This is a genomic window from Sphaerochaeta sp. PS, from assembly GCF_032144095.1.
Taxonomy (GTDB): Bacteria; Spirochaetota; Spirochaetia; order Sphaerochaetales; family Sphaerochaetaceae; genus Sphaerochaeta.
This window is the reverse complement of sequence record NZ_JAVSNJ010000006.1, coordinates 129,918-140,173: the sequence shown is the minus strand read 5'-3', so window position 1 is coordinate 140,173 and position 10,256 is coordinate 129,918. Positions and strand designations below refer to the sequence as shown.

Sequence of the window (10,256 nt, the reverse complement as noted above, 5' to 3'; positions counted from 1 at the left end):
CGGTGCGGGTTCAGCAGGCTTCTCTACAGCCACTGGAACTGCTACTGGAGCAATTGGCTCCGGGGCAGCTTCTACAACAGGTGGAGCTGGCGGGATTTGTTCAACCTTTGCAGTACTCTTACAGCCTACAAGGGAAAAAGCCAACAAAGCTACCAGCATTGCTGTCATAATTGTTCTTGAAAGACGTTTCACGTGTTTCCTCCTCATGACGTTCTCATGTGTCGTTGCATACGTACTCAACAACACTATAACACACACTAGTAAAATCGGATACACCAAAAATACGCAATTAAGGCTGAATTAGGCCTTTAAATGGGTAAAAAGAAGACCTGTGACAATATGTATCACAGGCCGACTCTTTCATTTTCTTGTTGTTCCAGCTTACATCAAGTCTTTAGGCTTACGAGCGGTATTGCCAGATTTCTCGCAATACGCTACATGGCGAAGTTTGCCATTTTCAAATACAGCCTTCATTTTGATCACGCCACCCCAGCGGCTGGTAAGTGCCTTCGCACCTTCACGGCGTGCGTTCTTTGATACGTTTCCTGCCATATAACTATCCCTCCAGTACTCTTAATTTCTTCGTTACTATAACGGCTTAAGCAAGGGAAGTCAAATCCCTAACGACGTCACTATATCTAGTTCTTGCACTTTTATCAATGCACCCGTATTATTTGTCTATGAAAAATTTCAAGGAAGGGATCCATACCCTTCTCAAACGGGCATTCCTCATTCCTGTATACCTATATAAAGGATTACTCTCACCTTTTTTTGGAAGCAGCTGCCTGTACCATCCAAGTTGCTCCTCCTATATGGTAGAGGCAGTCATGAAGCATGGGGTCCTCAAGGGGTTCGTTATGGGCTTCGCAAGGATTCTTCGTTGTAGCCGCTTTTTCATGGGGGGAGACGACACAGTCCCTGAAGTTTGGTCATGGAAACAGATCAAGGACGGCTTCATCATATACAGGAGGCACTGATCAGCGGGAGAGTTCCTTCACAAAGGGAATAAGTACCGAAAGGGCATTCTCGTTGTGCCCGCCTTCGGGGATGATGATGTCTGCAAATACCTTCGTTGGCTCTATAAAATTGAAATGACCAGGACGGACAACCTCAAGATACTGGTTGCAGACACTTTCCACGGTCCTTCCCCGCTCGGCAATGTCCCGCCTCAACCTTCTGATGAACCGTATATCATCGGGGGTATCGACATAGAGCTTCAGGTCCAGCAAGTCCCTGACACTCTTCTCATAGAGCACCATAAGCCCTTCGATGATGACCAAAGGCCTTGGTTCAACCAAAACCGTCTCATCCTTTCTCCTATGGTGCACGAAATCATAGAGCGGCATGGTAATGGACTTCCCAGCCTTGAGGGCACAGAGATGCTCATACAGCAGCTCCATATCAAAGGCATCGGGATGGTCGAAATTGAAGGCGGTGATGTTCTCGTTGCTGATGTAGGAAGCAGAACGATAGTAGTTGTCTTGGGGGATAAAGACAAAATCCGAACAGACCTCGCTGATCTTCCTTACAATGGTGGACTTGCCTGAGCCAGACCCCCCGGTAATTCCAATGATCTTGACTTCCCTCATCTCATGGACCTCCACATCATGCAGTTTTCAAGCCCTTCGAATGGGGGCCTTTTGGGAAAATACTCCAGACCGATGCTTCCTGTATAGCCCAAACCCTCAAGAGATGAAAAAATCCTTCTGTAGCTTAGCTCCCCACTATCGAGTTCTGCCCTCCCGGGAACTCCTGCTGCTCTCACATGTGCTATTAGGGGAAGATACTTTTCCATGCGGCGCAGGAGGTCACCTTCACTTACCTGCTGATGGTAGATATTGAAAAGCATCATGACGTGGGGGTCTGCCACGAGCTTGAGCACTGCAGCGGCATCCCCGCTACGGCTTAGGGCATATCCCTTGTTGTCAAGACGGGTATTCCTTGGCTCGATGAGCAAGACCCTGTCATGCTTCCTTAGGATGGGGAGACAGAGCTCCAAACCTGCAACCATAGCCTCCAGTTGCGCCTCATGGCTCTCGCTCGTAGCATCACCTACCCCACAGACAATCATACGGTTCCCTACCAGCAGGGAGATTTCAATGCTCTTGTGCAGCTGCTCGACAAACTGGGAGTGCAACGAGGAGTCAGCCAGGGACCCCCCCTGCATCCCAAAGACAGTGCAAGCAAGGGAGGAGGCCTTGAGCATCTCCCCAAGTTCACGGGGATCCTGCTCAGGGGTACCCTTCCACTCCACATGGCCAAACCCCATCCCTACAAGTCGTCCAAGTAGTTCTGGTGAAGGAGGCCCTTGAAAAAGAGTATCCAAACTTACACTGTATTGCACTATTTCACTCCAAAAGCGTACACCGTTGTGTGTTTGTAGACAGAAGTACTGTCAAGAATGCAGGAGGGGAAGCTGGGGTGGTTTGGGCTGTCCGGGAAAAATTGGGTCTCAAAACAAACCCCACCATGCTTCGGGTAGGCAACCCCTCCCTTTCCAATGGTCTTTCCATCAAGGAAGTTCCCGGTATACATCTGTACGCCCGGAAGGGTCGTACTGATGCGCATGATTCGCCCGGAAAGCGGATCGTACACCTGCGCAAACTCAAAGAGAGGGGTATTGTGCTTGGAAAGCACAAAACAGTGATCGTACCCGCCAGCAGCCTCAATATCCTTGCCCAAACTCTTCCGAGTACCAAAATCAAAAGGAGTACTGGCAACCTTCACCACCTCTCCGGTCGGGATCAGCTGGCCATCAACTGCCAGGTACCTGTCACAATTGAGGGAAACCTCATGGTTGAGGATGGTACCGCTACCCGCACCGCTCAGGTTGAAGTAGCTGTGGTTGGTCAGATTGAGGACCGTCTTCTTCGAAGTGGTGGCCTCATACTCAATCATGAGTTCCCCATTTGGGCGTAACAGATAGGTAGCTGTACAATTAACAGAACCCGGCATGCCACCCTCCCCATCAGGGCTATAGAGGCTCAGCACCACACCAGGGGAACCAGACCACTCAAAAGGCTCCATATGCCAATTCTTCCAGCCAAAATTGCTTTTTCCACTATGGAGGGAGTTTTTCCCATCATTGAGCTCCATCTGGTAGTCGACACCATCGATGGAAAACTTGCCGTTCGCCATCCTGTTTGCAAACCTTCCCACAATCTGACCAAAGTATGTCGTGGAGGTCAGGTTATCCAGTGGATCGTCAAATCCTAGGACAATATCACGGACCGAACCATAGCGGTCAGGGACCTTGAGGGACTTGAGGACACCCCCCAAGCTAAGGATTTCAGCTGAGTAGGGACCGCTGGTCAATGTGGTCAAATAGATATTCTCCCCATCAGGGGTGGTTCCGTATACTTGTTTTTTCAGCATCTTGAAGCTCCATGGATTTTCGTTGGTCTGTATAGGAGAGTATACACCCCCTTGCAGGGGGCAACAACCAACAAATTGGCAAAAAGGGCCAAAGACCTGATTCACACCTCTCATGACAGACCATGGGCTCTCGCCTTAGCGAAAGCCCATGGGTATCGGTCACTATGTTTCCTGGCAGGTCAGGACGAGGCTTCATCACTTTTCAGAACAGCGAGGAACGCACTCTGTGGAATCTCAACGTTACCGACCATCTTCATACGTTTCTTTCCTTCCTTCTGCTTCTCCAACAGCTTTCGTTTTCTGCTGATGTCACCACCGTAACACTTGGCGGTTACGTCCTTCCTGAATGCTGAAATGGTTTCCCTGCTTACAATGGAACCACCGATGGCAGCCTGGATGGCAATCTTGAACTGCTGGCGAGGAATCTCTGAGCTAAGTCGGCTACAGACCTGTCGGCCTCGTACCTGGCTGTTGCCCCTAAACACAAGCTGACTCAAAGCATCAACTGCCTCACCGTTTACCAAAATATCCATCCTGACCAGGTCAGTCCTCTTATATTCCTGTACCTCATAGTCAAACGAGGCATATCCTCGGGAAATGGACTTGAGCCGATCGTAGAAATCAAAAAGTACCTCGGCAAGAGGCATGTCATATACGAGCTCTACCCGTTTCTCATCCAGATAGTTCATCGCCGTCTGGTAGCCACGCTTTTCCATGCAAAGATTGATGATCGGGCCCACATATGTCGTGGGGGTGATCACATTGGCCTTGATGTAGGGCTCTTCAGCATAGTCAACCTGCATGGGGTCTGGGTACTCAAGCGGATTGTCAATGTACTCGACCTCCCCATTCTTGAGATGGACAATATACTTTACGGAAGGGCTGGTGAAGACGATGGAAAGACCGAATTCCCGCTCAATACGCTCTTGGACAACCTCAAGATGGAGCATGCCCAGAAAGCCACACCTGAAGCCAAAGCCAAGGGCCGCTGAACTATCCTTCTCATAGATCAGGGAAGCATCATTGAGCTTGAGCCGCTCGATTGCACTGACCAACTCCTCATAATCATTGGTATCCACAGGATAGATGGAGCTGAATACGACAGGTTTCACATCCTTGAATCCAGGCAAGGGTATCTTGGCACCCTTCACGGCCGTGGTGATGGTATCCCCAACACGGATGTCACTGATGGTCTTCATACCCGCTATGCAGTATCCGACATCCCCATACCTGAGGGAACCAGTCCTAACAAGACCAAGCTGGAATATCCCGACCTCCTCAACTTTGTAGTTGGATTCACTGTGCATGAACCTGATCTCCTGGCCTTCCTTCATCATTCCTTCAAAAATCCGGAAGTGCACGACGACACCTCGGTAAGGATCGTAATGGGAGTCAAAGATCAAAGCCTGCAAGGGCGCATCTTCCCTACCGGTGGGTGGTTCAATGTACTCGACTATCGCCTCAAAGAGTTTTGGAACCCCTAACCCTGTCTTGGCACTTACCTGAACAGCCATATCACTGTCCAACCCAAGGTCGTGGTCGATCTGGTGCAGACATGCTTCAATGTCAGCAGAGGCAAGGTCAATCTTGTTGATGACAGGAATTACCGTCAGGTTGTGCTCCACAGCCATGTAGAGGTTTGCAATGGTCTGAGCCTCAACACCCTGGGAAGCATCGATAAGCAACAAGGCACCTTCACAGGCACTGATGGCTCTTGAGACCTCATAGGAGAAGTCAACATGTCCGGGAGTATCGACAAGGTTCAGCTCATAGGTCTTCCCGTCCTTAGCTGTATAGGGAATGGTTACAGCCTGGCTTTTTATGGTTATCCCACGCTCTCGCTCGATATCCATATTGTCAAGCATCTGCGCCTGGGCGGGGCCACGGGAAACACCAAACTTAGCTGTCTCAATGAACCGGTCGGCAAGCGTTGACTTGCCGTGGTCAATGTGTGCGATGATACAAAAATTTCTCGTCAGGGTGGAATCGGTTGGCATAGGTATCCTTATTCTTTGGCAATCTCACCCTCACCTTCGGTGGGGGCATCATTCTTTGTGGGTCTGGTCTTCTTCTTTGCCGGATTCCTGATTGTTTTAGGAGTGGCAACCCAGGGTTCAAATCCCAGAAGTATACGAATCTGGTTATCATCCAGAGTCTCTTTCTCAAACAGTTCATTGGTCAGGACATCAAGTTCCTCACGGTGGTCGGTGAGAATCTTGCGGGTGGAGAGCATCGCCTCATCGAGGATCGCATGAATCTCCTCATCGATGCGACGGGCTGTCTCGTTGCTGTAGTCTTTGCGCTGGGAGATCTCCCTACCCAAAAACAGAGGCTCCGATTCGTCAGCAAGGTTGACGAACCCCAAACCGCTCATTCCCCACTCGGTAACCATCCGCCTTGCCAGGTCGGTGGCCTGCTTGATGTCGTTGCTGGTACCTGTGGTGGTCTCGCCATAGACCAGCTCTTCGGCTACATAGCCACCCATGGTGACCTTGATCCAGTCCAGGAGCATCGACCGGTTCTTGGTATACCCATCCCGTTCGGGAAGGCTTACGGTAAGCCCGAGGGCCCTTCCATGGGGGATGATGGTGACCTTATGCAAGGGGTCGAGGTTGTCAAGATAGTAGTGCAACAAGGTGTGTCCTGCCTCATGGTAGGCAGTTGCCAGCTTCTCGTCATCGGTCATGGCACGGCTCTTTCTGGCTACCCCCAGCAGAATCTTGTCCCGGGCTTCCTCCATGTCTTCCATGGAGACTGTCGTCTTCTTTTTGCGGGCAGCAAACAGGGCTGCCTCATTTACCAGATTGGCAAGGTCAGCTCCGCTGGTACCAGCAGACCCGCGGGCAAGCCTCTTCAAATCCACATCATCCTCAAGCTGGATCTTCCTCACATGGATCTTGAGAATAGCCTCACGCTCCTTGATGTCCGGAAGGTCAACTACCACCTGGCGGTCAAACCGACCGGGGCGAAGCAATGCAGGGTCGAGCACATCAGGCCTGTTGGTTGCTGCCATGACAATGACACCTGTGGTCGTAGCAAAGCCATCCATCTCAACCAGGATCTGGTTAAGGGTCTGCTCCCTCTCATCGTTCCCGCCACCAAGGCCACCGCCACGGGTACGTCCCACGGCATCCAGTTCGTCAATAAACAATATGCAGGGTGCATGTTTTCGTGCCTGTTCAAAGAGGTCCCGGACGCGGGCGGCACCCATACCTACAAACATTTCCACAAAATCGGAACCACTGGTGTGAAAAAAGGCCACCCCACTTTCGCCTGCGACGGCCTTGGCCAAAAGGGTCTTTCCGGTTCCAGGAGGTCCAACCAGCAGTACACCACGGGGAATCCTTGCCCCCACTTTGGTAAATTGCTCTGGGCGTTTGAGGAACTCCACGACCTCCTCAAGTTCATACTTGGCCTCTATCTGGCCGGCCACATCGTTGAAGGTGGTCTTGGTATCACTATCCATATACTCCTTGGCCCGGCTCTTGCCCAAGGAGGACATCATTTTGCCATTCATACCGCTGGATTGGCGGTACAGCATGATGGTAAAGCCAATAAAAATGATCCAGGGAAGCAGCTGCAGCAAGATCTGCAGAAGGGATATCTCCTGCACAGAACCCGTGACCGTAATCTTCTTCGCCTTCAGGCTCTGCAGCAGACCATCATCGAAGTAAGGGATGCGTGTCTGGGCAGTTATACCGTTCTTCAGGGAAAACTTGATCTGGCTCTGTTCCTTGATTTCAACGCTGGAAACCTGGTCGGAATCCACATAGGATATGAAGGTTGTATACGGTACTACCTGGTCGGTGGCGCTTGCACTGTTGAAGAACATATAGGCAAAGGTAATTGCCAAGGTAATGAATACCATGAGGGCAAATCGGTTCTTGGGGTTGTTCTGAGGCCTGAAAGAGGGTTTCTTGCCATCATTGGAAGGGCCTTGCCAATACTGATGGTCGTCTTTGTCATCTCTCTTCTTATCTGTATCTCTTTCCTGGTCATCTTTGTTAAGTTTCACGGCATTCGTTCCTTTTGTTAACACTATATATATTTGTCCTTCTTCGGGCAAGAGGAGTTTTGTACCTTGCACAGAGGCGGTCACGCCCCCCTAAAAAACGTCCAAAAACAGCAACAATTCCAGAGGCATCCTCAAGGACCGGAATCTGGCTCTGCAGCCCAAGAGGAATCTTCCACTCCGAAAAGAGTTTACTCAGCAACACGGTCTTCCCCTGCAATGCAATCTGATCACCCTCCAGGGGGGAGCGAACAAGAGGGTGGTCCAACATCCCCTCCTCAATACAAATAAGGAGAGGGTCATCACTTTTTTCGAGTACAGAAAAAGATGCATCAGGGCCGATATCTACAGGCCCAAGGCCAGTCAGGGGCGAGCAGAAGCTGTAAAAAACCTTTTCTGCCTGCAAGGAAAACCAACCTCGGTCAAGAGATGCAATGGTTCCACCGCTACTGAGACGCCATCGGCTATCAGAGGTGCTCGCCTCCAGGGCAAGACGGACCTGTTGCACCCTTGCATAGGGAAGTCGCACACTGGGATCCTCTAGCACATGGTTGAACATATGCATCAACACAGTATCCCGTATTGCAGGGTCCATTGCAAGAAAGGCCTCCAGGCATAGGGCAGCATCATCGGAAAAGGCGACCTGCTGCAGGGCAGCCCTAGCAAGACCATCCAACAGGTGCGAGACATCCCTTGCCCGCTCAGTCAGCCTGGTTACGGCCTTATAGGCCTGAGGATAGAGAGAAAGGATTGCTGGGGTCAGGTTTTTCCGGATCGCATTGCGTTCTAAGCACTCCATCCCATTGGTTGAGTCCTCTGACCATTGGTATCCCCTTTTCTGGACGTACTGCTGTAACTGGCCATGGGTAAGCTGCAGGACAGGACGGAGAATTGTAGTCTCGGTAAAAAAGCCCCCCTGCATGGGGATGATACCCTCCAAGGAGGCGATGCTACTTCCCTGGAAAACCCGCTTCAGGATGGTCTCCACCTGGTCGTCGGCATTGTGTGCCGTGGCAAGGTAGGTGCATCCCAATTGCCTGCAGCTCTCTTCAAGCCGAGCATACCGCAAGGTCCGTGCCGCTTCCTCAATTCCCGTACCCCTCAGCCTCGCCGTCTCGCCCACCGAGCCATGCCCAAGATGGAGGACCGTAAGGTCCAGTCCCAACAACGAACAGTTTCGGCTATTGAGCTCAAGCTCAACAGCCAGCTCCTCAGAGGGTCGAAGTGCATGGTCGACGTAGATGGGTACAAGAGAGGAAGGCTCCAGCAAAGAGGAGAGAGCAAGCAACAACGCTAGGGAGTCGCTTCCACCCGAGAATGCCACAGCCATCCTCTGTGAGCGATCAATGAGATGCTCATCGAGGAATCGTGAGACCTCAAGAGGGATCAACTCTTCGATTGTAGGCAAATTTCACCTCCTGGATGCTCGCCCCTTCCATCAGGGCACAAAGGGCCTGGGTGGCTAGCTTCACCCCCTCCACAAGACGGGGGTCGCTCTCCACCGAGAGCACATGGTCAACCACAGAGACTCCGGCAGCAGGCCTGCCGATGCCCACATAGATACGGACAAAATCGCTGCACCCAAACTTCTCGATCAGGCTCTTCAGACCGTTGTGGCCTGCAGAGGAGCCTCCTTCCCGGATCCGGATCATTCCCACGGGAAGGTCCATCTGGTCCAGGACAACTATCATGTCCGAACATGGCTGGCCGGTAAAATACTTCGCTATCTCCCCACTGTTGTTCATAAAGGTAAGTGGTTGCACCAACGTATGGGAAACACCCTTAACATCCAGCCTTGCCTGCCGGTATAAACGGAAACAGCGTTTTTTCAGACCAACCTGAAAAAACGCTGCACACTGTTCTACTACATCAAATCCGACGTTATGCCGCGAGTGTTCATACTTGGCTCCTGGATTACCCAGACCAAGGATCAACTTCATTTCTTAGCCTTGTCTTCCTTTTCAGCAGGAGCAACAACTTCCACAGCCACAGGAGCCTCTACCTCAGCCTTGACAGCTTCAGCCTTGAGGGTCTTGACGGTTGCAACAGCCTGGGAGAGGTCATCAAGCACCTTTACCTTAGCAGGGATTACAAGGTCCCTGAGATGAAGGACTTCATGCAAGCCCAATTTGGACACATCAGCGGTGATTGATTCCGGAAGGTCCTTGGGAAGACACTCAATCTCAACTTCATAGAGGACCTGTTCAAATACCCCACCTTCACGGGTGCCTTTGGCACTTCCGGTAAGGGTGATGGAGACCTTGGTGCGAAGAACATGGCCACGGGTAACTTCATAGAAGTCAACGTGCTTGATCTCACCACGCATCAGGTTTTCCTGGTAATCTTTCATCAGACACTCATATTTCTTGCCATCAACGTCAATGTTCAGAAGGGCTGTCTCTGAGAAGTGGCGCAACTTGTTGGTGAACTCCTGTGCATCAAGGGTAATGTGCACTGAATTCTTTTTGTTGCCGTAGATAACGGCGGGGATACGCTTGCCGCGCAGTACGCGCCTTGCACCGGAGGAACCGAAGTCGGTCGTCCTTTCTTTAGCGGAAAGATTCCTTTTCTCAGACATACAAATCTCCTTGTACTCTCATTGGCTGCCATTTTGGCACCAATTACCATAACATAGGGGCATCCAGGATACCCGACGAACTACTATACTACCCGAATACCAATGTCATCAGCAAGAGTCTTGCCTCAGCTTGTCAGGGCAAACAAAAAGCAATCCGCAACATATAGGGATTGCTTCATGCAACTGGGAAGGAGGGATTCGAACCCCCGATGCCGGCACCAAAAACCAGAGCCTTAACCGCTTGGCGACTTCCCAAGGACGGATACGACAATATCCGAAAAATTATCCTTT

Annotated in this window: 11 protein-coding genes and 1 tRNA gene; 1 reads left to right on the top strand and 11 read right to left on the bottom strand. The window is 51.1% G+C overall.

Annotation, left to right across the window (positions count from 1 at the left end; genetic code table 11):
• A partial coding sequence (locus tag ROJ03_RS07750; protein WP_313726447.1) for a hypothetical protein occupies positions 1–192 on the bottom strand: 192 nt, incomplete at its 3' end.
• Positions 193–381: 189 nt separating this feature from the next.
• The gene (locus ROJ03_RS07745; RefSeq protein WP_313726446.1) at positions 382–552 is read right to left on the bottom strand and encodes a hypothetical protein; all 171 of its coding nucleotides are present in this window, start codon (positions 550–552) and stop codon (positions 382–384) included.
• A 128-nt stretch (positions 553–680) separates the two neighbouring features.
• Here ROJ03_RS07745 and yidD point away from each other — a divergent pair, with 128 nt between their 5' ends.
• On the top strand, positions 681–977 hold the full coding sequence (gene yidD, locus ROJ03_RS07740; RefSeq protein ID WP_313726445.1) for a membrane protein insertion efficiency factor YidD: 297 nt from the start codon (positions 681–683) through the stop codon (positions 975–977).
• Here yidD and udk read toward each other — a convergent pair whose 3' ends face one another.
• The 9 genes from udk to ROJ03_RS07695 form a co-directional block, all read right to left on the bottom strand.
• On the bottom strand, positions 978–1,589 hold the full coding sequence (udk, locus tag ROJ03_RS07735; protein ID WP_313726444.1) for a uridine kinase: 612 nt from the start codon (positions 1,587–1,589) through the stop codon (positions 978–980).
• Positions 1,586–2,326 carry a TIM barrel protein gene (locus tag ROJ03_RS07730; protein ID WP_313726443.1) on the bottom strand — a complete coding sequence of 247 codons (741 nt, stop codon included), beginning with the start codon at positions 2,324–2,326 and terminating at the stop codon, positions 1,586–1,588. Before ROJ03_RS07730 ends, udk begins: the two co-directional genes overlap by 4 nt.
• Positions 2,327–2,343: 17 nt before the next feature.
• Positions 2,344–3,375, bottom strand: a complete 1,032-nt coding sequence (locus tag ROJ03_RS07725; RefSeq protein WP_313726442.1) for an aldose epimerase family protein — start codon at positions 3,373–3,375, stop codon at positions 2,344–2,346.
• Positions 3,376–3,554: 179 nt separating this feature from the next.
• On the bottom strand, positions 3,555–5,372 hold the full coding sequence (gene lepA / locus ROJ03_RS07720; protein WP_313726441.1) for a translation elongation factor 4: 1,818 nt from the start codon (positions 5,370–5,372) through the stop codon (positions 3,555–3,557).
• Positions 5,373–5,380: 8 nt separating this feature from the next.
• Entirely contained in the window at positions 5,381–7,390 is a 2,010-nt protein-coding gene (gene ftsH / locus ROJ03_RS07715) for an ATP-dependent zinc metalloprotease FtsH (RefSeq protein WP_313726440.1), read from the bottom strand.
• The gene (gene tilS / locus ROJ03_RS07710; protein WP_313726439.1) at positions 7,380–8,795 is read right to left on the bottom strand and encodes a tRNA lysidine(34) synthetase TilS; all 1,416 of its coding nucleotides are present in this window, start codon (positions 8,793–8,795) and stop codon (positions 7,380–7,382) included. The genes ftsH and tilS overlap by 11 nt, the downstream gene beginning before the upstream one ends.
• Entirely contained in the window at positions 8,764–9,327 is a 564-nt protein-coding gene (gene pth, locus ROJ03_RS07705; RefSeq protein WP_313726438.1) for an aminoacyl-tRNA hydrolase, read from the bottom strand. Before pth ends, tilS begins: the two co-directional genes overlap by 32 nt.
• Positions 9,324–9,965 carry a 50S ribosomal protein L25 gene (locus tag ROJ03_RS07700; protein ID WP_313726437.1) on the bottom strand — a complete coding sequence of 214 codons (642 nt, stop codon included), beginning with the start codon at positions 9,963–9,965 and terminating at the stop codon, positions 9,324–9,326. The genes pth and ROJ03_RS07700 overlap by 4 nt, the downstream gene beginning before the upstream one ends.
• A 183-nt stretch (positions 9,966–10,148) precedes the next feature.
• A tRNA-Gln gene (locus tag ROJ03_RS07695) sits at positions 10,149–10,220 on the bottom strand.
• Positions 10,221–10,256: the final 36 nt, after the last annotated feature.